The sequence below is a fragment of the Rhodococcus sp. 105337 genome (genome assembly GCF_012844225.1).
Classification (GTDB): domain Bacteria; phylum Actinomycetota; class Actinomycetes; order Mycobacteriales; family Mycobacteriaceae; genus Rhodococcus.
The window spans coordinates 55082-77474 of sequence record NZ_JABAGQ010000016.1 but is presented as its reverse complement, the minus strand read 5'-3'; the positions used below and the strand labels follow the sequence as shown (position 1 = coordinate 77474).

The 22393-nt window shown below is 67.8% G+C and carries 20 protein-coding genes; 12 read left to right on the top strand and 8 right to left on the bottom strand.

Annotated elements, in window-relative coordinates; translation table 11 throughout:
* Positions 1–50 precede the first annotated feature (50 nt).
* Positions 51–2186, bottom strand: coding sequence for an acyl-CoA dehydrogenase (locus tag HF886_RS19925; protein WP_169622755.1), 2136 nt, complete (start codon positions 2184–2186; stop codon positions 51–53).
* A 91-nt stretch (positions 2187–2277) separates the two neighbouring features.
* Here HF886_RS19925 and kstR point away from each other — a divergent pair, with 91 nt between their 5' ends.
* Both kstR and otsB read left to right on the top strand, forming a co-directional pair.
* Entirely contained in the window at positions 2278–2934 is a 657-nt protein-coding gene (gene kstR, locus HF886_RS19920; protein WP_169622756.1) for a cholesterol catabolism transcriptional regulator KstR, read from the top strand.
* Positions 2935–3007: 73 nt separating this feature from the next.
* Positions 3008–5566, top strand: coding sequence for a trehalose-phosphatase (otsB, locus tag HF886_RS19915; RefSeq protein WP_169653266.1), 2559 nt, complete (start codon positions 3008–3010; stop codon positions 5564–5566).
* A 7-nt stretch (positions 5567–5573) separates the two neighbouring features.
* On the opposite strand, the gene HF886_RS19910 is transcribed toward otsB, so the two are convergent.
* Positions 5574–6680, bottom strand: coding sequence for a substrate-binding domain-containing protein (locus HF886_RS19910; RefSeq protein WP_169622758.1), 1107 nt, complete (start codon positions 6678–6680; stop codon positions 5574–5576).
* A gap of 155 nt (positions 6681–6835) precedes the next feature.
* On the opposite strand from HF886_RS19910, the gene HF886_RS19905 reads away from it, so the two are divergent.
* From HF886_RS19905 to HF886_RS19870, 8 genes are all read left to right on the top strand, one after another.
* The gene (locus HF886_RS19905; RefSeq protein ID WP_169653265.1) at positions 6836–7861 is read left to right on the top strand and encodes a zinc ABC transporter substrate-binding protein; all 1026 of its coding nucleotides are present in this window, start codon (positions 6836–6838) and stop codon (positions 7859–7861) included.
* Between the two features lie 26 nt (positions 7862–7887).
* Positions 7888–8754: a metal ABC transporter ATP-binding protein gene (locus tag HF886_RS19900; protein ID WP_169622760.1), complete on the top strand. Its 867-nt coding sequence runs from the start codon at positions 7888–7890 to the stop codon at positions 8752–8754.
* Complete coding sequence (locus tag HF886_RS19895) at positions 8751–9647, top strand: metal ABC transporter permease (RefSeq protein ID WP_169622761.1); 897 nt, start codon at positions 8751–8753, stop codon at positions 9645–9647. Before HF886_RS19900 ends, HF886_RS19895 begins: the two co-directional genes overlap by 4 nt.
* Positions 9648–9672: 25 nt before the next feature.
* The gene (locus tag HF886_RS19890) at positions 9673–10245 is read left to right on the top strand and encodes a TetR/AcrR family transcriptional regulator (protein ID WP_169653264.1); all 573 of its coding nucleotides are present in this window, start codon (positions 9673–9675) and stop codon (positions 10243–10245) included.
* Between the two features lie 92 nt (positions 10246–10337).
* A complete protein-coding gene (locus HF886_RS19885) occupies positions 10338–11936 on the top strand; it encodes a GMC oxidoreductase (RefSeq protein ID WP_169653263.1) in 1599 nt (532 codons plus the stop codon).
* Between the two features lie 74 nt (positions 11937–12010).
* On the top strand, positions 12011–12769 hold the full coding sequence (locus HF886_RS19880) for a 5-oxoprolinase subunit PxpA (RefSeq protein ID WP_169622764.1): 759 nt from the start codon (positions 12011–12013) through the stop codon (positions 12767–12769).
* Positions 12770–12779: 10 nt separating this feature from the next.
* Complete coding sequence (locus tag HF886_RS19875; RefSeq protein ID WP_169622765.1) at positions 12780–13442, top strand: allophanate hydrolase subunit 1; 663 nt, start codon at positions 12780–12782, stop codon at positions 13440–13442.
* 25 nt (positions 13443–13467) lie between these two features.
* Positions 13468–14331: a biotin-dependent carboxyltransferase family protein gene (locus HF886_RS19870; RefSeq protein WP_296551627.1), complete on the top strand. Its 864-nt coding sequence runs from the start codon at positions 13468–13470 to the stop codon at positions 14329–14331.
* Between the two features lie 29 nt (positions 14332–14360).
* On the opposite strand, the gene HF886_RS19865 is transcribed toward HF886_RS19870, so the two are convergent.
* Both HF886_RS19865 and HF886_RS19860 read right to left on the bottom strand, forming a co-directional pair.
* Entirely contained in the window at positions 14361–15047 is a 687-nt protein-coding gene (locus HF886_RS19865) for an ABC transporter ATP-binding protein (RefSeq protein ID WP_169653262.1), read from the bottom strand.
* Positions 15044–16174, bottom strand: coding sequence for an ABC transporter permease (locus HF886_RS19860; RefSeq protein ID WP_206037361.1), 1131 nt, complete (start codon positions 16172–16174; stop codon positions 15044–15046). Before HF886_RS19860 ends, HF886_RS19865 begins: the two co-directional genes overlap by 4 nt.
* Positions 16175–16535: 361 nt before the next feature.
* Here HF886_RS19860 and HF886_RS19855 point away from each other — a divergent pair, with 361 nt between their 5' ends.
* Complete coding sequence (locus tag HF886_RS19855) at positions 16536–17204, top strand: TetR/AcrR family transcriptional regulator (protein WP_169653261.1); 669 nt, start codon at positions 16536–16538, stop codon at positions 17202–17204.
* A 13-nt stretch (positions 17205–17217) separates the two neighbouring features.
* Here HF886_RS19855 and HF886_RS19850 read toward each other — a convergent pair whose 3' ends face one another.
* Both HF886_RS19850 and HF886_RS19845 read right to left on the bottom strand, forming a co-directional pair.
* Positions 17218–18261 carry an alpha/beta hydrolase gene (locus HF886_RS19850; protein ID WP_169622769.1) on the bottom strand — a complete coding sequence of 348 codons (1044 nt, stop codon included), beginning with the start codon at positions 18259–18261 and terminating at the stop codon, positions 17218–17220.
* Positions 18262–18271: 10 nt separating this feature from the next.
* On the bottom strand, positions 18272–18814 hold the full coding sequence (locus tag HF886_RS19845) for a hypothetical protein (protein WP_240952728.1): 543 nt from the start codon (positions 18812–18814) through the stop codon (positions 18272–18274).
* A 191-nt stretch (positions 18815–19005) separates the two neighbouring features.
* On the opposite strand from HF886_RS19845, the gene HF886_RS19840 reads away from it, so the two are divergent.
* Positions 19006–19968 carry an alpha/beta fold hydrolase gene (locus tag HF886_RS19840; protein ID WP_169622770.1) on the top strand — a complete coding sequence of 321 codons (963 nt, stop codon included), beginning with the start codon at positions 19006–19008 and terminating at the stop codon, positions 19966–19968.
* Positions 19969–20022: 54 nt separating this feature from the next.
* Here HF886_RS19840 and rlmB read toward each other — a convergent pair whose 3' ends face one another.
* Together rlmB and cysS are read right to left on the bottom strand one after the other, a co-directional pair.
* Positions 20023–20991, bottom strand: coding sequence for a 23S rRNA (guanosine(2251)-2'-O)-methyltransferase RlmB (gene rlmB, locus HF886_RS19835; RefSeq protein ID WP_169622771.1), 969 nt, complete (start codon positions 20989–20991; stop codon positions 20023–20025).
* Positions 20991–22385, bottom strand: coding sequence for a cysteine--tRNA ligase (cysS, locus tag HF886_RS19830; RefSeq protein WP_169653260.1), 1395 nt, complete (start codon positions 22383–22385; stop codon positions 20991–20993). Before cysS ends, rlmB begins: the two co-directional genes overlap by 1 nt.
* Positions 22386–22393: the final 8 nt, after the last annotated feature.

The window sequence follows — 22393 nt, the reverse complement described above, 5'->3', positions numbered from 1 at the left end:
AGAACGTGTTCCAGTTGTAGCACTTGGTGGTGTCCCGCGGGAAGGACCCCCTACTCCCGCGGAAGTCCGAGCAGCCGCTCCGCTGCGACCGTGAGCAGAATCTGCTCGGTACCACCGGCGATCGTCAGGCACCGGGTGTTGAGGAATTCGCGGGTGAGCGGACCTTCCACCCAGCCCGCCTCACCCGCGAGGTCCATGGCGAGTTCGGCGGTGTCCTGTCGCTGACGCACGCCGACGAGTTTGCGCACGCTCGAGGCAGCACCGGGATCTTGCCCACCCAGCTGGGCGAGCGTGGTGCGCAGATCGAGCAGCGACCCGGCGGTCGCCTCCCCGATCTGTACGGCGATCCGGTCGTCGGCGACGGCGTCACCCGGTGTGGACAGTTCCAGGAGTTCCTCGATCGCCGCACCGAACGACGATTTGCCCCCCATCGCCACGCGTTCGTTCGCGAGCGTGGTGCGGGCGAGTTTCCACCCGCCGCCGAGCGGACCCACGACGCAGTCGTCCGGAACGAACACCGAATCGAGGAACACCTCGTTGAACAGCGCGTCGCCGGTGATCTCCCGCAGCGGCGATACCGCGATGCCCTCCGATTTCATGTCGACGAGGAAATAGGTGATGCCCTTGTGCTTGGGTGCCTCGCGGTCGGTGCGCGCCAGGCAGATCGCCCAATCCGCTTCGTGCGCGAGCGATGTCCACACCTTCTGCCCACGCAGGATCCACCCTCCGTCCACCTTCTCCGCAGTGGTCCGGAGTGCGGCGAGATCGGAACCGGCGCCGGGCTCGGAGAACAACTGGCACCACACGATGTCGCCACGCAGCGTCGGCATCGCGAATCGTTCTCGCTGTGCCGGAGTTCCGTGCTCCAGGATCGTCGGCACAGCCCACGATCCGATCACCAGGTCGGGCCTGTCGACTCCGGCCTCGGCAAGTTCCTGCTGGATGAGGATCTGCTCGGCCGGGCCCGCCCCGCGCCCGTACGGGGGTGGCCAGTGCGGCGCGAGATACCCGGATTCGGCCAGCGCGGTACGGCGCTGCCCTTCGGGTTGCGCTGCGATGGAAGCGATGTCGTCCCGGATACGCCCACGATCGTTCTCGTGCCCGGACAGATCGATACCGAGGTGCCGGCGAGCGCCGCCGCGCGCGAGTTCGGTGACGCGGGCGCGCCACGCCGTGGAACCGCCCAGCAACTGGCGGGTGGCGACGGCGCGGCGCAGGTAGTAATGGGCGTCGTGCTCCCACGTGAAGCCGATGCCGCCGAGCACCTGGATCGCGTCCTTCGCGGTCTGCACGGCAGCGTCGAGTGCCACGGCAGCCGCAACGGCCACCGACACGGGAAGCTCGTCGGGATCGGTATCGATCGCGCGTGCCGCATCCCACGCCACGGCCCGAATCTTCTCGGTGCGGCACAGCATTTCGGCGCACAGATGTTTGACGGCCTGGAACGCGCCGATGGGTTTGCCGAACTGTTCGCGGATCTTCGCGTACTCGACCGCGGTCGTCAGTGCCCACCCGGCGATGCCGGCGAGTTCGGCCGCTGCCAGCCCCGCGGTGAGGTCCCGCACGAATCCGCTGGGGACCTCGACGACACGGTCCGCCGTCACGGCGACACCGTCCAGACGCATCCGGGCGAGAGCCCGCGACTTGTCGAGCGTGTCGAGCGGCTCGAGACGCACACCGGCAGCGTCGGCGTCGACGAGTGCCCAGCGTTCGGGATGCCCGGCCAGTCGCACGAGCACCGCGACGCCCGGCTCGGCCGCGATGGCGGGGCCCGCGTCACCGGTGAGGACGAACCCGTCGGTCGCCGGTTCCGCTCGCACCTCGGAGTCGAGTGCGAGGGCGGCCGGAAGAGCGCCCTCGACGAGTTGCGCGGTGGTCTTGGCCGTCGCGTCGCCGCCGCGGCCGAACACGAGCGCCACCGCAGCCGTGGTCAGCACCGGGCCCGCGGCCAGTTCGTGTGCGGCCTGCTCGAGCATGACCGCGAGATCGACGGTGGTCGCCCCGAACCCTCCGGATGCCTCCGGAACGGCAACACCGAACAGTCCCAGTTCCGCGAGAGACGACCACCCGTCACGCCACGCCCCGTCGGTCTCCCGACGTATGGTTGCCAGTGGAGCCGTGGCTCGTGACCAGGCATGTACGGACGCCTGAACGGCCCGCTGTTCCTCGGTGGTGGCGATACTCACAGCGGGTCTCCGCCTTTCGGAATGACATGGTTACCTAGAACGTGTTCTAATATGACACCGGTTCAGAGTCAAGGCGTGAGGAAACGAAGTTATGGCCACCCCGTCCCGCTCACGTTCCAACGGCACCGGAACGTTGACCGCCCTCACCGAGGACGATCTCAGTTCCAATGCCCAGAAGGAACGTCGCAAGCGGATACTCGACGCCACCCTCGCGTTGGCGTCGAAGGGCGGATACGAAGCCGTCCAGATGCGCGCCGTCGCCGAACGGGCGGACGTCGCAGTGGGCACGCTCTACCGGTACTTCCCGTCCAAGGTCCACCTGCTGGTCTCGGCCCTCGGGCGTGAATTCGCCCGGATCGAGAGCAAGGGAAAGATCCCGCCGGGGCACAGCCCGCTGGAACGGATGCACCTCATCCTCAGTCTCATCACCAAGGCGATGCAGCGCGATCCACTTCTCACCGAGGCCATGACGCGCGCCTTCATGTTCGCCGACGCATCCGCCGCCGCCGAGGTCGACCAGGTCGGCAAGCTCATGGACCGGTTGTTCGCCAAGGCCATGAACGACGGCGAGCCCGACGAAGAGGAACTCGCGATCGCCCGCGTCATCAGCGACGTGTGGCTGTCCAACCTGGTCGCCTGGCTGACCCGCCGGTCGTCCGCGACGGATGTCGCGCGACGCCTGGAACTAACGGTCGATCTGCTGCTCGGAGAGGGCGCACGTCCGTCGTCCGCCACTGCCGGCGCCTGATGTAACGGGAAACACCACCCCAGAGGCCGCTCCGGCGGCACTCTGCCGCTTTTCTTCGCTTACCTTGGTTCGCGTGAGTGCCCACGACCTTCCGATCGATCTCCGACGCGCCCTCGTCGCCGCAGCGCGTACTCCGCGGCTGCTGGTGGCAACCGACTACGACGGCACCCTCGCGCCGATCGTCGCCGACCCGGGGCAGGCGTATCCCCGCGCCGACGCCGTCCGCGCCCTGCGTGGACTCGCCGCTCTCCCTTCGACGTCCGCCGCGGTGATCTCCGGCCGATCGTTGAAGGATCTCGCCGCGCTGTCGCGTCTCCCCATCGAGGTGAAGCTGGTCGGCAGCCACGGTTCCGAGTTCGACATCGGTTTCATCAACGAGATCGATCCCGAAGCCAAGCAACTGCTGACCGTGCTCGTCGACGGACTCGCGTCGGTCGCCGACAAGTTCGAGGGCGTACACATCGAGACCAAGCCCGCGAGCGTCGCCCTGCATGTCCGCAACGCGTCCGCGGAGGATGCCGAGCGCGCACTCGAGATCGCGCGCGGGGACCTCGCGTTGCGTCCGGGCGTGCAGGTCACCGAAGGCAAGTCGGTGATCGAGTTGTCCGTCGTGGCCACCGACAAGGGCGCGGCCCTCGACCTGATCAGGCACCAGGACGCCGCCACCGCGGCGGTCTTCTTCGGCGACGACGTCACCGACGAGAAAGCATTCGCATCACTGCACGGTCCCGACGTGGGTGTGAAGGTCGGCGACGGCGACACCGCCGCGGAGTACCGGGTCGGCACCACCGAGGACGTCAACTCGGCGCTCGCGCTTCTCCTCGAGGAGCGCCGCACGTGGTTGTCCGGTGCCAATGCCGCACCGATCGAGCGATTGACGATGCTCGCGAGCCCCCGCTCCAAGGCGCTCGTCACCCCCGACGGCACCATCACCTGGATGTGCCACCCGGAGCCGGACTCCGCCGCACTGTTCGCCCACCTGCTCGGCGGAGAACCCGCCGGCCACTTCACGATCGGCCCCACCCGCGAGTCGCTGCCGCTGAGCCAGCGCTACGTGGACTCGACGATGACTGTCGTCACCCGCTGGGCTGCCCTCGCCGTCATCGATTACCTGCCGCACGACGTCGAGCCGGGCCGAACCGACCTCACCCGCGTGATCACCGGCCGCGCGACCGCACTGGTGACCTTCGCGCCGCGTCCCGAGTTCGGACAGGGACAGGTGACCTTGGAAGTCACGGACGACGGAATCCGGGTGATGGGTTTCAACGAGCCCTACGTTCTCCGGTCCCCCGGCGTGCGCTGGGACATCAGCACCGACGGCGCGCACCAGTCGGCGCACGCCGTCGTGGATCCCTCCCAGGGGGACGTCGTGCTCGAACTTCGGTGCGGTACAGATGATCTGAGCGAGCATCCGGTGCCCCATGAGGAGCGCCGCGCCCAGGCCGAAGCGTATTGGAGCACGTGGGCGAACAACCTGGAACTGCCGCCCCTCAAGCCCGATCTCATGAAGCGCTCGGCTCTGACCCTGCGCGGCCTCGTCCACGCGCCGACCGGGTCGATCCTCGCAGCGGCCACCACGTCGCTTCCCGAGGAGATCGGTGGGGTCCGCAACTGGGACTACCGCTACTGCTGGCTGCGGGATGCGGCGCTGACCGCACAGGCACTGGTGAGAGTCGGATCGCTCGAAGAAGCCGAGAACTACCTCGACTGGGTGCACGGGGTGCTCGAGACCCTGCCCGGACCGGAGCGACTGCATCCGCTGTACACGCTGGCAGGTGGCGCACTGCCTCCGGAAGCTGTCCTCGACAGCTTGCCGGGGTACGCCGGTTCGCGCCCCGTTCGCGTCGGCAACGCGGCGAACCAGCAGGTTCAGCTCGACGTATTCGGTCCGATCGTCGACCTGATCTCCGAACTCGCGCATCGGCGCGAGGAGCGGGGCGTGGCCCACGCGCAGGCACTCACCGACCGCGATTGGGAACTGGTCTGCGCCATGGTGCTCGCGGTCGAGCGCCGCTGGTTCGAACCGGACCACGGCATCTGGGAGATCCGCGACAACCCGCGGCACCACGTGTATTCGAAGGTCATGGGCTGGCTCACCGTCGACCGCGCACTCACCCTCGCGGAGAAGTTCGGCCGTCCCGCCGGTGAAGGCTGGGCCGAGCTTCGTCGCGAGATCGCCGAGGAGGTCAAGGAGAAGGGCTGGAACGAAGACGTCCAGTCGTACACCGCGGCGTACGACGGCACCGATCTCGACGCGGCGACGTTGTTCATCGGCCTGACCGGGCTGGTGGACCCGGACGACAAGCGATTCCACGCAACCGTGCAGGCAACCGAAGCGGAACTACGCAGCGGGTCGACGGTGTACCGGTACCGGCACGACGACGGGCTTCCCGGCACCGAAGGCGGTTTCCACCTCTGTGCGGCGTGGCTGGTCGGGGCGTATCTCCTGATCGGGCAGCGGAACGACGCCGAGGCGCTGTTCACGCAACTAGTCGCCGCTGCGGGCCCGACCGGCCTGCTCAGCGAGGAATACGATCCCGTGGCGGAACGCTCGCTCGGCAATCATCCGCAGGCCTACAGCCACATCGGGCTGTTGCGGTGTGCCCAGTTGCTGTCCGGGCCGCCGCGCTGAGAGACGGTTATTCGGCGTACCACTCGCGCTCGACGGCGCCGGAGGTCTTGCCGAACCAGAGCTGGGTATCGAGCGTCTCCAGCACCGGAACGCCGGAATGCGCCGGGGCGGCGAGCAGTAGCTCGCCGGCCCGGCGCCCCTTGTCCTTCTGGGGCTGACGCACCGTGGTGAGTCCTTCGCGCAGCGCTTCGTCGATTCCGTCGAAGCCGGTGATCGACAGATGGCCCGGCACATCGAGTCCCGTCTGGTCGGCCCACGCCAGGGCGCCGAGCGCGAGAACGTCGGTCGTGCACATCAGTGCGGTGATCCTGGGGTTGACGCTCATGATCTGCGCCGCGCCCGACAACCCGTTTTCCGAGGTGTGCGTGTAGCGCTCGACGACAGTGAGCGAGGCCGGGTCCAGCCCGCCCGCCCGCATCGCGTCCTGCACTCCGAGGATGCGCTCGCGCTGCACGTGGAATCCGCTGCTGTCGAGGGTCGACAGATCGACGACACCGTCGTGGCGCTCGCGCCCGAGTCGCATGGACACGATACCGATGTGCCGGTGGCCGAGTCCGATGAGATGTGCGGCGAGATCCCGCATCGCGCCCCGGTCGTCGATGCCCACGACAGGGGTGTGCTCGAAACCGCGCGGCTGGTCACAGGCGACGATCGGCAGATTCCGTTCGAGCACCGCGGCCAGGTACGGATCTTCGGGCGGTACGGAGTAGACGACGAACCCGTCCACCGACGACCGGTGCACGACCTGCGCGGCTTCGGTGTCGGCGCGTCCGGGACCGGCGGGGATGAGCAGCAGACCTTGTCCGGCTGCCTCGCAGGCCTCCGACAGCCCGGACAGAAATCGCATGGCGGCGGGGTCCCGGAACGAGTAGCTCAGCGCCTCGGTGAGAAGGACGCCCACAGCACCGGCCTTGCGGGTGCGCAGGGACCGCGCCATCGGATCCGGGCCGGCGTACCCACGGCGCTTGGCCACATCGAGCACACGCTGGCGTAGCTCCGCGGACAGCTGATCGGGCCGGTTGTACGCGTTCGACACCGTGGTGCGGGAGATCTTCAGTTCGGCAGCGATCGAGGCCAGCGTCGCCTGTCGGCGGGGCTGACGGGACCTGGGCATGAGGGGACCGTAGTCCTGTGGGTCTCGTCACGGCGACGCGGGGACGGCGTAATTCGCCTTCCCGACCCGCTAAAGTGGAACGGTAACGATTACCAATAACGATTGGGCGTGCCTCCGGGGCCGTTCGTCGACTCTCGATTCAGGAGAAGACCACAGTGCGTTTGTCCTCCCGTACCGCGCTCGCGGCCGCCGCCGTGGCTTGCGTGACCACCTTGGCCGCGTGCGGGTCCGCCACCACCGGATCCGATGACGAGGACACCCTGCGCGTAGTCGCCTCCACCAACGTGTGGGGCTCCGTCGCCCAGGCCGTGGCCGGCGACCGTATCGAGGTCGAGTCCCTCATCACCGAACCGTCGGCCGACCCGCATTCCTACGAGGCGAGCCCGCTCGACGCCGCGGCGATCAGCGACGCGTCGCTCGTCGTCTACAACGGTGGTGGATACGACCAGTTCGTCGAGGACATCCTCGAGTCCGGTAGCGGCGACCCCGCGACCGTCGAGGCGTTCGCGCTCTTCGAATCCGGCGAAGGATCCGATCTGCACGCCGGCCACGACCACGAGGACACCCACGACACCGCGGGTACCCACGACACCGGTACCGACGACACAGCGGGCAGCACGGGTCACTCGCACGACGGGCACGACCACAGCGGCGTCAACGAGCACGTCTGGTACGACCTCGCGACCGCCGATGCGGTCGCGCACGCCGTCGCCGATCGCCTTGCGGAACTCGATCCGGAGGGTGCCGCCACTTACGAAGCCAATGCCGCGGCGTTCCACGACAATCTGCACGCCGTCGCCGATCGCGTGGCCTCGATCGCCGAAGCGCATCCCGACGCACCGATCGCGCAGACCGAATCCATCGCGACCTATCTGGTGACCGCGGCCGGACTCCGCGACGAGGTACCCGCAGACTTCGCGAATGCGATCGAGAACGGCACCGACCCGTCGCCCGCCGCCATCGCGGCCACCCGGCAATTGCTCCTCGACAAGCAGGTCCGCGCACTGCTGTACAACCCGCAGACCGAGGACAAGGTGAGCCGTGAGATGCGCGCGGCAGCAGAGGCGTCGGGTATTCCTGTCGTCGAAGTTTCCGAAACCCTGCCCGACGGTGTCGACTACATTCAGTGGCAGACCAGGACAGCCGAGGCGCTCGCTTCCGCACTCGACACCGAATCCTGACCACCCGCTCGAGAACACGGACTCCGGTGAATTCTTCGACACCCGACCGCGCCCACGCGGTCGAACTCCGCGGCGCGCGGCTGGCATTCGGCGATCGTGTGCTCTGGGACGATCTCGATCTCACCATCGAACCGGGTGAGTTCGTGGCCGTCCTCGGACCGAACGGGGCGGGCAAGACCTCCCTGCTGAAAGTCCTCCTCGGCCAGTTGCCGCTCAGCGGCGGAACCGCGACCATCGCGGGATCGCCGGTGCGTGCCGGTAATTCGCATCTGGGCTACGTGCCGCAGCAGAAGACCCTCGACGAGGGTGTCCCCCTGCGCGGGCGCGACCTGGTGGGTCTCGGCGTAGACGGTCACCGCTGGGGCACCGGGATCCGTTTCTGGAAGCAGCGGAAAGTCGCGGTGGACGCGGCACTCGCCCAGGTAGGAGCCGAGGCATACGCCGGGGCTCCCATCGGCGCCCTGTCGGGAGGCGAGCAACAACGTCTGCGTATCGCGCAGGCGCTGGTCGGCGATCCCCACGTCCTGCTGTGCGACGAGCCGTTGCTCAGCCTCGACCTCGCCAACCAGCACCTCGTCTCGTCGCTCATCGACCGGCGCCGTCGCGATCACAACACTGCCGTCCTGTTCGTCACGCACGAAATCAATCCGATCCTCCCTCTCGTCGATCGCGTGCTCTATCTCGTGGACGGTCAGTTCCGCATCGGGACGCCCTCCGAAGTCATGACCTCGGAGGTTCTTTCGGAGCTCTACCGCACCGACGTGGAGGTCCTCGAGGTGCGTGGGCGCCTCGTCGTCATCGGTACCGGGGACGCCATCGACGCGCTCGGCAGCGCCGGCGGTCTGCGTCCCGGCGAGGGCGTTCACCATCACGAACACGAGGACGACGCATGAGCAGCAAGTTCACCGACGCCATGGGACGGCTGTTCGACTTCGACACCACCGCCGACCTCCTGCAGTACGACTTCGTCCAGCAGGCCCTCGTCGCCGGTGCCATCCTCGGTCTCCTCGCCGGGATCATCGGCCCGTTGATCATCAGCCGGCAGATGGCGTTCTCGGTGCACGGCACCTCCGAGTTGTCCCTGACCGGTGCGGCCGCCGCTCTGCTTCTCGGCGTCTCCGTCGGGCTCGGGGCCGTGGTGGGCGCGGTGATCGCCGCGATCCTGTTCGGCATCCTGGGAACCCGCGCGCGCGAACGAGACTCCGTGATCGGTGTGGTCATGGCGTTCGGCCTCGGACTGGCCGTGCTGCTGCTCTGGGCGTACGACGGCCGCACCGGCGCGGCGTTCTCACTGCTGACCGGTCAGATCGTGGCGCCGGGAGGAACGGGCATCACTCTGCTCGCGACGTGCGCGGTCGTAGTCATCGGCACCCTGATCTTCATCTACCGTCCGCTGCTGTTCGCGAGCACCGACCCCGAAGTCGCCGCCGCGCGAGGCGTGCCGGTCCGGGCGCTGTCGATCGTCTTCGCCGTGCTCGTCGGAGTCACCGCGGCCCTCGGCGTGCAGATCGTCGGCGCCCTGCTCGTGATGGCGCTGCTCATCACACCGGCCGCTGCCGCCTCCCGAGTCGTGAGCGGACCACTCGCCGCAACCGTGCTGTCGGTGATCTTCGCGGAGATCGCCGCGGTGGGAGGAATCCTCCTCGCGCTCGCGCCCGGAGTCCCCGTGTCCAGCTTCATCACGACCATCGCGTTCGTCATCTACCTGGTGTGCCGGATTGTCGGGTCCTCGCGCAGGCGGCGGGGCGTCGGCCGCACTCCGTCCGCGAGCACCGTCCGGCACTGACGACCCGGTAGCGGACAATCGTCCGATGCGGTCCCGTAACAAGATTCTGCACGCCACCGTCGAACTGATCGGGGAGGTCGGCTTCGAAGGCGTGACCATCGCCGGCGCGGCACACGCTGCCGGGGTGTCCCGGCAGACCGTGTACTCGATCTTCGGGTCCCGGGAAGAACTTGTGTCCCAGGCCGTCGCGGGAGTGGCGGTGGAGGCACTCGCGGGGATCCACACGCGTCTCCGACATATCGCAACCCCCGCCGACTACGTCGTCGAACTCATCGTCGCGAGCCGGACCGTCGTGCGCGACAACGCCATCCTGGCCGCGTTGCTGCGCTCCGAACGAGAGAACCCGGTGTTCGACAACGGCATGGTCGCGCGGGCAAAGCCGGTCGCGCGCACCCTGTTCGCGCCGCTCGTTACCCGGCACCCCGAGGTGGAATCACAACTCGAGGACATCATCGAGATCTCGCTCTTTCTGGGGTTGTCCGTAGTGCTGTTCGACGACGAGGCGGTGCACTCCGACGACGAACTCAGACGCTTCCTGACCCGGTGGCTCGGGCCGTCGCTGTCACATACCCGGCCCGAAGCAGGACCGGGATCTTGACACTATGGCCCCAGAGTGTCTAGTTTTGCGACGCCTCCGGGGCCGGCTGTCCGAAGACCCCCGAGGCCGACGCAACCATCCGGGGGGATCACTTGCCGCACGTCACACGCCGGGCTTTTTTCGCCGGAGCCGCAGTCGCCGGATTGTCGCTCGCAGGCGCTGGGGTCGCCCCGGCCGCACCGGGCATCGCAGCGCGCGTGAACAGGGTCCCTCTCACGCGGGAAGAACACCGCGTCGTCGTCGTCGGATCCGGGTTCGGAGGTGGCGTGACGGCGCTACGGCTCGCACAGGCCGGCGTGCGCGTCACAGTCCTCGAACGCGGAATACGGTGGCCGACCGGACCGAATTCGACGACCTTTCCGCGAATCGACGCACCCGACAAGCGGATTCTGTGGCACCGGTCGAATCCCGAACTGTTCGGCCGCACGCATGTGTTCGAGCCGTACACCGGTCTCGTCGAGGCGGTCGCCGGTGAGAACATGACTGCCCTGTGCGCAGCCGGCGTCGGGGGCGGGTCGCTCCTGTATCAGGGGATGTCGTTGCAGCCCAGCGAGTCCGTGTTCGAAGCGAACCTCCCGAACGAACTCGACTGGGCCACCCTGGACCGCGTGCACTATCCGCGAGTCGCGCGCATGCTGAAGCTTGCCGTCGCACCCGACGAACTGGTGGCGAGCCCTCACTACAAGACCTCCCGGATCTTCGCCGAGCGCGTCACACGAGCGGGCCTACCGCTCGACAAGATCCCGATGCCGATCGACTGGGACTACGCACTGGCCGAACTTCGCGGCGAGATGCGGCCGTCGTATACCGACGGGTCCGGCGCACTGGGTGTCAACAACGGTGGCAAGCATTCGGTCGATGTCACCTACATCGCCGCAGCCGAGCAGACCGGCCTGGTGACGGTGGAGACGCTCCACGAGGTAACCGACGTCGCGCGCGCCGCCGACGGGCGATGGACCGTGCACGTCGACCGGATCGACACCACCGGCGCGGTGGTCGAGAACAAGATCCTCACCACCGACGCCCTCGTACTGTCCGCGGGCAGTCTCAACACGACCCGCCTTCTCGTGCGCGCATCGGCGCACGGCCGGATCACCGACATGCCCGACGAACTCGGCGGCGGGTGGGGGTCGAACGCGGACCGCATCTACCTCTGGACCAGTCTGGAAGACAGCTTCGGCGCAGTGCAGGGCGGCCCGGTCGTGTACGGCAGCAAGAACTGGGACGACCCGAACAACGCGTTCACCGTCATCCAGGCGTCCATCCCCTCCGCGTACGGACTCGACACCCGCAGCACGGTCATGGTCGGTTTCGGCGTCAGCGCGGGCGGAGGACATTTCGTCTACGACTCCGGCCGCGACGATGCGATTCTGCGGTGGCCCACAGACGGCGACGCAGCCATCCAGAACGATCACATCGATCCTGCCGCCCGCAAGATCGCCGGGCCGAACGACATCCTGACGGACACGAACACCGTTGTCCCGTCCACCTGGCACCCCCTCGGCGGAGCGAGTATGGGAACCGTCTGCGATCTCGACGGGCGGGTGCTCGGGCAGCGCGGCCTGTATGTACTCGACGGGGCACTCATGCCCGGCAACACGGCGGCCTGCAACCCGTCGATGACGATCGCCGCAGTTGTCGAGCGAGCCCTCGACGACATCGTCGCGCGCGACGTGGGCGTCGTCTTCTGACAGCACTTCCGCTCGAAAGAGCATCGCGGGAGAGCGCGGGCCGGTTGCGGCCCCACCGGCCCTAGACTTGTCTCGTGCCTCGCATCGACCTCAACAGCGACCTCGGTGAAAGCTACGGCCAGTGGCGGCTCGGCGACGACGAGACGATGCTCGGACTCGTCTCGAGCGCGAACATCGCCTGCGGGTTCCATGCGGGCGACCCCTCGACGTTGCTCGACACCTGCCGGGCCGCCGCAGAACGCGACGTGCGGATCGGCGCGCAGGTGGGATATCAGGATCTCGCCGGCTTCGGCCGGAGGTTCATCGATGTGACGCCGGCCGAACTCACCGCCGAAGTGATCTACCAGATCGGCGCTCTGGAGGGACTCGCGCGGGTTGCGGGTTCGTCCGTCAGTTACGTCAAACCGCACGGCGCGCTGTACAACGCGGTGGTGCACCATCGCGAGCAGGCTCGTGCGGTGGTCGCTGCGGTGTGCGCGTACGACGACTCGCTGCCGGTTCTCGGCCTGCCGGGGTCGGTGCTTCTCGACGAGGCCGAACGCGCGGGACTGCCGGTGGTCAGCGAGGCGTTCGCCGATCGCGCGTACACACCCGAGGGCACACTCGTCTCCCGGCACGAACCCGATGCGATCCTCCACGACCCGGACACGGTGGCGCGACGCGTGCTGCGCATGGTGACGGAAGGTGTGGTGACGGCACTCGACGGCAGTGACGTGCCCGTCACCGCTCGGTCGGTGTGCATTCACGGCGACTCCCCCGGCGCCACCGCGATGGCAATTGCCGTACGTGCTCTGCTCGACGCCGAGAGCATCGGTATCGAAGCATTCGTGTGAGGGACGATCGATGAGGATCCTGCCGAACGGAGACGCCGCGCTGCTCGCCGAGTTCGCATCGCTCGACGACGTGCTCGCGCACTACCGGGCGCTCGACGCGGACCGGCCGCACGGCGTCGTCGACCTCGTTCCCGCCGCCCGTACGGTGCTGGTTCGCTTCGAACCCCGGGAGATTCGCGGAGACACCGTGCGCCGATGGATCGCCGAGACCCCACCTGTAGATGCGGACACCCTCGTCGCCGACGAGATCGTGATCGATGTCCGGTACGACGGCCCCGATCTCACGGAGGTCGGAGAGAGGACCGGACTGGGTGCGGACGGCGTGATCTCGGCACACACGGACCGGGCCTGGACCGTCGCCTTCGGCGGGTTCGCTCCCGGATTCGCGTACCTCACCGGAGGTGACGATCGTCTGCAGGTTCCCCGGCGCGAGTCGCCGCGTGTCGCGGTTCCGGCCGGAGCCGTGGGGCTGGCCGGCGAGTTCTCCGGGATCTACCCCCGGCAGTCACCGGGAGGATGGCAGCTGATCGGGACGACCGATGCCGAACTGTGGCAACCGGATCGGATCCCTGCTGCGTTACTCCGCCCCGGTGTCCGCGTCCGGTTCCGGCCGGTGCGGCATCCGCTGGTGACAGAGTCGTCGGCGCCCGACATCCGACGCACGGATGGGTGACGGCGCCGTGCGCGAGACTGGGGCGGTGGCGTGGTTCGAGGTTGTCTCCCCCGGCGTTCTCACGACAGTCCAGGATCGCGGTCGCCCCGGCCACGGCGGAACCGGACTGACCACGTCCGGCGCTGCCGACCGGACGGCGCACGATGCGGCGAACCGGTTGGTGGGCAACCACCCCGGCGCCGCCACCCTCGAGGTCACGGCCGGCGGGCTCGTCGTGCGGAGCGTCGGCGCGATGATCGTGGCGGTGACCGGGGCGCGTGCCGAGGTCACCGTGAACGAGCGGCCCCGGGGTGACTGGTCGCGGATTCACCTGAGCAACGACGATGTGCTGGCGATCCGGCCACCGTCGATCGGACTGCGGTCCTACCTGGCTGTCCGCGGAGGCATCGATGTTCCCGAGGTGCTCGGGAGCCGGGCCACCGACACGCTGTCGAACACCGGTCCCGCGCCCGTTCGGGCAGGTGATCGTCTACCGGTGGGCGCACTCGCCGACGCCCTGCCTGTCGAAGAACAGTTCCCCCCGCCCGCCGACCTGGGCGATCCGGTGGAACTGGGGGTGCGCCTCGGCCCGCGCGACGACTGGTTCACGCCGGCCTCCGTGCGCGCCCTGCTGCGGGAACGCTGGACGGTGACGCCCCGGCTCGACCGGATCGGCATCAGGCTGCGGGGCACCGGACCGCTCCACCGGTCGCGGCGAGCCGAACTTCCGAGCGAGGGGATGGTTCCCGGAGCACTACAGGTACCCCCCGAGGGGCATCCGGTGCTGTTCCTCGCCGACCATCCCGTCACGGGTGGATACCCGGTGATCGCAGTGGTGGCACGCGCCGATCTCCCCCTCGCAGCACAGTTGCGGCCGGGCCACCGGGTGCGGTTCTCCGTCACCCGGTAGCCCGGCCGCATGCTGTGTCGTCGGCGACGTCACTCGGAGAGAGGCGACAGCCTGCCGTCGATCATTTCCAGTACGCGATCGCAGTGCACGAGCACGTCGTGGTCGTGCGTGACCATGATCGTGGCGACCCCGGCACTATGGGTCTCGTCCGCCAGAAGCTGCACGACGTCGTGGCTCCGAGCACGGTCCAGCGCCGCGGTGGGCTCGTCGACGAGCAACACGGCGGGTTCGGTGGCCAGGGCGCGAGCGATACCCACGCGTTGGCGTTCGCCACCGGACAGCTGGCCCGGACGCTTGTCCGCGCGGTGGGTCATGCCGACGGATTCGAGGAGCTCGTGGGGGTCACGCCCGGGCCGTCCCGTGATCGTCGACATCAATCGCAGCTGGTCGAGCGCGGTCAGTGCCGGCAGCAGATTCGAGGACTGGAACACGAATCCGATTTGATTGCGGCGGATTTCGGCGAGCTGACGACGCGGTGTGGCGGTCAGGTCGACGTCCCGCAGCACAACCGTGCCGGTGGTGGGATGAATCAGTCCTCCGGCCACGGCCAGGAGACTGGATTTGCCCGCGCCGGACGGACCGACGATCGCGACCAGTTCGCCGGGGGCGACTTCGAGGTTCACGTCGTCGAGTGCGGTGACGGTGCTGTCGCCGTCGCCGAACTGCAGGCCGACATTCCGCAGGCTCAGGCCCGTGGTGGTGGTGAGGGCGCTCATCGATTCTCTCCCAGTGCCGTCAGGGGGTTGATACGGGTGATTCGCACGATCGCGAGTCCGGCCCCGATGAGGCCGAGCACGATCAGCAACAGTGCGCCTTGCAGAATCGGGCCCGTTTGGAGCGAGAACGGCATGCCCGTTCCTTCGAGTCCGGAGCCGAGGCCGAGGCCGACGAGGACACCGAAGGCGACGGACACGACGAGAATCAGGGCTGCCTGGATGATGCTGTCGCGCATCAGATATCCGGTGGACGCACCCATCGCGCGGAGGACCGCGAGTTCACGCAGCCGCTGGACGGTCCAGATGCTGAAGAACGCACCGACGACCAGTGCCGAAATCGCGTAGAGGAACGCGATGATCATGGACATCGTCATCGTCTCCGCGGAGTAACCCGGGGAGGAGTCGAACGACTCCTCGACGGTCTTGCTCGCAGTGCCTGCTGCGGCGTCACCGGCGGCCAGGTCGGGAAGGGAGCCGTCCGTTCCCTGGATCGCGACGACACTCGCCTCCGTGTACGCCCGCGGTTCGGTGGCGGCGCCTTCGAGCGTGCCCGCGTTGATTTCCTGCCAGGTTGCCAGCGGCACGTACGCGATGTCGACGTGGCCGAAGGTGCGCTTGTCCTCCGTGAACCCGACGACGGTCATTTCCGTCCCGAGCCGGTCGACCGTCACGGTGTCGCCGACAGCGACACCTTCGTCACGAGCGGTCTCGCTGAGGATGATGTCTCTCGGCCCGCTCAGCTGTGTGCCTTCGCCTGCGGTGGGCTCGAGGAAGGAGCCCGGCACAATGCCGAAGAGTGTCAGGTCGATCGCCATGCCGCCGCCGGTGTGCGCGTTGACGATGGCGTTGCCCATCAGCTCGGCGTGCTCGACGCCGGGCTGGGCAGCCCATGCCGCCGCCTGCTCTTCGGTGACGACGGACCGCGAGAATGCGGAGTCCGTCTTCGTGCCCTCCTGGAAGGCGAACGCCTGGGCGGGCGTCCGCTGAAGGCCCGAGACTCCGTCGTCGACGAGTCCGGAGGACAGGCCCGAGAGGATGACCATCAGAACCGAGATCAGGGCGATGACGGATGCCATCAGCAGAACACGTGTACGCGCGAACACCAGTTCACGCACTGCAAGAAACATAGGGGCTCCTGGAAAGGATCGCTCAGGCGAAGGCACCTGGGATGAGGTAGGCGGGCACGGGACTCACTTCTCCGATTTCAACAGAGGATGAGTTGCATTACCACTAAGGTTTACCTACGACAATGGGTAGTTTCCCGACCTCGAAACGCGCCAGAAACCGCCCTCTACCTGCGCTTATCACTGATCTTGCCAGCGGCCGGCCAGGCCTGAAATTTGATGACGACATGTCGTCAACATCATGGTTCGAGACGCGCTCGGGCCCCCCGAAGGCATCCGAGCCGACGCACTTTCGGCGCGCTCGATCCGCCGGGGTGTACCCTTCGATCGGTCACAAGTCCCCGATCCGATCCCGGAGCAATACGTGCCTATCCTGAACGCCGGGCACACCGTGGCCGAGCACAAATCCGCCACTCGCACTCGCATCCTCAGCGCTTTCGCCGAGGTGCTGGCCCGCGAGGGATGGGACGGCGCATCGGTGAAATCCGTCGCCGCGCAAGCCGGCCTGACCCGCACGGTGATCTACAACTACTACGCCGACAAATCCGATATGCTCCTCGCGTGGTCCGCCCACGAAATCGAGCGGTTTCTCGATCTGCTCACGCGCAAGCTCGCCGGGATGGACGATCCCCGCGACATGCTCGAGACCGTCGTCGAGCTGGTTCTCCTCGAATTCGCCGGGCCCCACCCCGTGACACCGCCCGTGATGAGCCTGATCCCGAATGCGACCAAGCTGGAGTTCACCTCGCAACTCAACGAACTCGAGGACGTGGTCTACCGGATCCTCGTCGAGGGTGAGAAGTCGGGAGTGTTCCGGCTGATCGACGCACGGTCCGCGAGCCGGTGCATCCTGGGCTGCCTGGACCCCCACCGCCAGGTGCTGGCCGACGGCGGGCCGGTCGACGAGGTGATCTCGATGGTGGTTCCGTTCGTGATGGGGGCCGTGGGCGCCCTCGACCGTGACCCGCACGCCGAACCCGGCTGTGCGGCGATCTGCGACGCGGGCGAGGAGAACCTGTCGTCCGAGTCCTGATCGGAGACGGCTCTCAGGCGTCCGATCGAGCCTGGGAACCGGGTTCCCCCGAGATCTCCGGATTCGTGACACGCCGTACGAACTCGATCGTCTGAGCGAGGGCGCGGCGTGCGGGAGGCGAGACGCCGGGCAGGCTGAGGTACCCGTGGACCGCGTTCTCGTACTCCGTCAGGGTCACGTCGCCGCCCTTCTCGCGCAGCGCATCCGCATAGAACACGCCGTTGTCGCGCAGCGGATCGTGCCCGGCGACCTGGATGAGCGCAGGAATCGTGGCGCCGGCGAGACTGCCGCGCAACGGTGCCGCCGTGGGCGCGTACGGATCTGCGCCGTCGAGGTACAAGCGGACGAACGCGCGCATACCGCGGGAGGTCAGGACGGGCGCATCGGCGTGCTCGCGCTCGGAGGGAAATACCTCTTCCATCTCGGTGCCCGGATAGACGAGCACCTGTCCGACCAGTGCGGAGAGGCCGGACTGCGCGGCGAGATCCGCGACGACCGCGGCGAGATTGCCGCCGGCACTGTCCCCGGCCACCACCACCCTCGTCCCGTCCACGCCGAGTTCGGCAGCATGCTCGACCACCCACAGCAGAGACGACCAGCAGTCGAATACCGCCGCAGGGTACGGGTTTTCGGGCGCAAGCCGGTAATCGACAGACACGACGACGCACGGAGACTCCGCAGCCATGTGGCTCGCCCACCACTCGTCCTGCTCGGGCTCACCGAGCACCCAGCCTCCGCCGTGGAAGAGCACTACGGCAGGGAGAGGACCGGGCGCCGAACCCGACGGCCGGTAGATGCGCAGGCGCAACGTAACAGACTCGGTGGCGGATTCGAGTCCGGCGATCTCGGCGGGCTGCAACTCGACCGTGCGGTCGACGATGTGCGCGGCGCGGTGTGGCCGGCCGGCGACCCATCGCCCGACGCGCGAGGACAACAGCTTCGTCCGGCGTGCGCGTCGCGCGGGGACCGCCTCGGGCGGTTCGTCCGCGATGGACGCGCCGGTGAGGCCCTCCACGAGGGCGAACAGCTTGGTACGGAACGGGAGCGGAGCGGCCACGGCCGCAACACTAGAGGACCGCGGTCGCTTCCGGAACGGTGGCGCGCTCCGAGCGGTGGAGCGCACTGAGGCACAGACCTTGCACGGGACGGGTGGCCTCGGACCGGAAACGGCCGCCTACCTGCGCGACACTCTGGACGACGTTGTCACGCACCGTGATCCATTCCTCTTCTCCCGAACTCGACTGAACCGAGACGACGCCGTCGACGACATGGTCGAACGTGAAGTGCGACAACACCTCCGGGAACCGGTCGCGGCGTCCCCTCAGCACCCGCCGCATACGGGCACGCGGCGACAGGAACGAATCGATCAGATAGGCGAGCCATTCGGCGTGCCGGAAGAAGTGCTCGTCGCCGTCCCACACCAGAGCCGATCCGTCGTCCGTGGGAGTCCACTGGCACCACGACATCGGACGACCCCGCGTCGGCAGACCGTCCCGTCCCGCATTGTGCGGCCCGCTCGCGGGACCGGCGAAGGCGCGAAGGAACTCGATCTCACCGGCGTTCAGAGGCGGTGAAACCTCGAACCGACCGTCGAATCGAGCGCTGTACATACGGTGCCTCCCCACGTCGACTGTTGTGCTTCTTTACCCCGTCCGGCGGGCTTCCACACCGATCCGGGGCAGACAATCCGGCCAATCGAGACATCACCCTCGTCACAAATGTGAATCTCTGTTAACTTTCTCGCGACATCGGTGGCGGAGACAGAGGTGGCGACGTGTTGCGTCGGATAACGGCAGCAGTCATGGGTACAGCGATCGTGGCAGCGGGCACGATCATGGGAAGCGGCGTCGCATCCGCCGAAGACACTGGGGCTCAGCAGTACCCGCTCGCGCCGACATTTCTCGACGGCATCGGAATGGAACTCGCGAACCCGGGAGGGTCGGCGCCCGGCTCCAACGACTGGTCGTGTGAGCCCTCCGACGAGCACCCCGACCCGGTGATCCTCGTACACGGAACAGCCGCTAATCGACAGGACAACTGGGCCTACCTGTCACCACTGCTTGCAAACGAGGGCTACTGCGTCTTCGCGCTCACATACGGCAACTATCCCGACCTGCCGTGGCCGCTGAACGCATTCGGCGGCCTGAAACCCATGGAACAGAGCGCCGCCGAGTTGTCGGTGTTCGTCGACGAGGTGCTGGAGGCGACCGGGGCCGAGAAAGTCGCCCTCGTCGGCCATTCGCAAGGCACCCTCATGCCCACGTACTACCTCAACCGTCTCGGCGGCAACACCAAGGTCCGGGACCACATCTCCCTCGCGCCGCTGTGGGACGGCAGCCACGCGTTCCTGCTCGAAGCCACCTTCTCGTTGTTCGGCCAGGCCGGTCTGCGTGACGAACTCGAACAACTCGTCGCGACCGTGGGCTGCGGGGCATGCCCGCAGGTGCTCGCCGGCTCCCAGTGGTTCCGGGATCTGCACGCCGACGGCGTCTACGCGCCCGAGGTCCGGTACACCAACATCATCACGCGATACGACGAACTGGTGCTTCCGCACACCAGCGGCTACCGGGAAGCCGGCAACGCCACGAACTTCGTGCTGCAGGACCACTGCGAGGCGGACTGGGCCGAACACGTCGCCATCGTCAACGACCCCGTGGCGGCAGCGGTCGTCCTCAACGCCCTCGACCCGGACAACCCGCGCCCGGTGCCGTGCGTATCGGTGCCGCCGTTCACGGGATGGTCACCCACCGCACCCTCGCCGTAGAAACGACCGCGACCGCCGTGGTAGCGGCGGTCGCGGTGTCGAAGCCGGGTGACGCTACGCGCGGCGCTGCCGGGCGATGTCGGCGAGCACGACGCCCGCAGCCACCGACGCGTTGAGCGATTCCACATCGCCTGCCATCGGGATCGACAACACGGCGTCACAGGTTTCGCGGACCAGACGCGACAAGCCCTTACCCTCGGAGCCGACCACCACGACCACCGGATCGGTGCCGTCGAACTCGTCGAGCGTGGTGTCTCCGCCGGCGTCGAGACCGACGACACGCACACCCTGCGCCTGCCAGTCCTTGAGCGTGCGGGTCAGGTTGGTGGCGCGCGCGACGGGCAGTCGTGCTGCCGCGCCCGCACTGGTCCGCCATGCCACGGCGGTCACCGACGCCGAACGCCGCTGCGGGATGACCACGCCGTGTCCGCCGAACGCCGCGACCGAGCGGATGACGGCACCGAGGTTGCGCGGATCCGAGATGTTGTCGAGCGCGACCAGCAGCGGCCGCTCATGGAGTTCTTTCGCGCGGGTGATCAGGTCGTCGGGATGCACGTACCGATACGGCGGCACCTGGAGACCCACGCCCTGGTGCATTCCGTTGGTGGACAGCCGGTCGAGTTCCGCGCGCGACACCTCGAGGATCGAGATGCCCATGTCGGCGGCCCGCTGCACGGCTTCCTTGAGTCGCTCGTCCGCTTCGGCTCCGACCGCGACGTACAGAGCGGTCGCGGGAACCTCGGCACGCAGGCATTCGACGACGGGGTTGCGGCCCAGCACCATCTCCGGCCCGTCCTCGGGCTTGCGGCCCGCCGGACGCCGACCGCCACCACGGGAGGTATCGGTCGCCTTCGCGGCAGCACGGGATCGCCGTGCGGCGGCGTGGTACGGACGATCCTCGGCCTTGGGTGTCGCACCGCGCGGTTCCAGACCACGACGGCGCTGACCGCCGGAGCCGACGACCTGCCCCTTCTTGGTTCCGCCCTTACGAATTGCGCCGCGGCGCTGGGAATTGCCTGCCATCACTGTCCTGCTTTCAGAGACCACTCGGGTCCGTTCGGCGTATCGGTCACTTCGATACCTGCCGCTGTCAACCGGTCGCGCACCTCGTCGGCGATCGCCCAGTTCTTGTCTGCTCGCGCATTCTGCCTGCGGACGAGATCCGCGGAGACGAGCACGTCGAGCGCTTCCAGAGCCGCCGATCGGTCGGCGGTGGAGTCACTCCAGTGTGCATCGAGTGGGTCCACTCCGAGAATTCCGAGCATCGCGCGCACCTGCGACGCGATCCGGACGGCCTCATCGAGATCACCGTTGTCGAGTGCCTTGTTGCCCTCGCTGCGCCGGCCGTGGATCTCGGCGAGCGCCTTGGGCACACCGAGATCGTCGTCGAGTGCCTGCGCGAATTCGTCCGTCCACGTACCGACCGGAACCTCGCCCGCACGATCGCGGGTCTTGAGCACGAACGATTCGAGACCCCGGTAGGCGGCGGCCGCTTCCTGGAGCGCTGCCTCGGAGTACTCGAGCATCGAACGGTAGTGCGCACTGCCGAGGTAGTACCGCAATTCCTGGGGCCGGACCTTGGTGAGCACGTTCGGGACCGAGAGCACGTTGCCGAGCGACTTGGACATCTTCTCGCCGCCCATGGTCACCCAGCCGTTGTGCAGCCAGTACCGGGCGAAGCCGTCGCCTGCCGCCCGAGCCTGAGCGATTTCGTTCTCGTGGTGGGGAAAGACAAGATCCATTCCGCCGCAATGAATGTCGAAGGTGCCACCGAGATAGAACGTAGCCATCGCAGAGCATTCGAGGTGCCATCCGGGACGGCCGCGCCCCCACGGAGTGGGCCACGAGGGCTCACCCGGCTTCGCCGCCTTCCACAGAGTGAAGTCGCGAGGGTCGCGCTTGCCGAGCCCGGCGCTCTCACCCTGGTGCACGTCGTCGAGCTTGTGCCCGGACAGCGACCCGTACTCGGGATAGCTCTTCACGTCGAAGTAGACGTTGCCGTCGGAGGGGTACGCGTGGCCCGCCGCGATGAGTCGTTCCATGAGGTCGACCATCTGCGTGACGTGCCCGGTGGCGCGTGGCTCGATAGACGGCGGAAGGACACCGAGCGCGTCGTAGGCCCGGTTGAACGCGCGCTCGAAGGTCGCCGCCCATTCCCACCACGGACGGCCGGCTTCCGCGGCCTTGCGGAGGATCTTGTCCTCGATGTCTGTGACGTTTCTCACAAACGCAACGTCGAGGCCCTGGGCTGTCAGCCACCTGCGGAGAACATCGAAGGCGACACCACTGCGCACATGGCCGATGTGGGGTTCGCCTTGAACGGTGGCACCACACAGGTACACCGAGGCATGGCCGGGGACGAGCGGCACGAATTCCCGCACATCCCGCGTTTCGGTGTCGTAAAGGCGCAAGGTCACGACCGTCG